We start from the raw sequence: 445 nt of genomic DNA on the forward strand, positions 1-445 counted from the left end.
GCATTGCGCTGCACCAGCCGATAGGCATCCTCGCGCGACACGCCGGCCTGGGTTAGCGCCAGAAGCACGCGCTGCGAATGCACCAGTCCGCGGAACTTGTTGAGGTTCTTCATCATGTTCTCGGGATAGACCAGCAGCTTGTCGATCACGCCGGTCAGCCGCGCCAGAGCGAAATCAAGCGTGATCGTTGCATCCGGCCCGATCATCCGCTCGACAGAGGAATGCGAGATGTCGCGCTCATGCCAGAGCGCCACATTCTCCATGGCGGGAATCGAGAAAGAGCGGACCATGCGGGCAAGGCCTGTCAGATTCTCCGTCAGCACCGGGTTGCGCTTGTGCGGCATCGCCGAGGAACCCTTCTGGCCGGGCGAGAAATATTCCTCCGCCTCCAGCACTTCGGTGCGCTGCAGGTGGCGGATTTCCGTCGCCAGCCGCTCGATCGAGG

General features: G+C 62.5%; 1 protein-coding gene. It reads right to left on the reverse strand.

The features are described 5' to 3' along the window. The coding region (locus tag AC1D0P_RS29685; protein WP_477680009.1) for a lyase family protein at positions 1–445 on the reverse strand (445 nt) is incomplete at both ends.

It is taken from the genome of Polaromonas sp. P1_G2 (assembly GCF_056405515.1).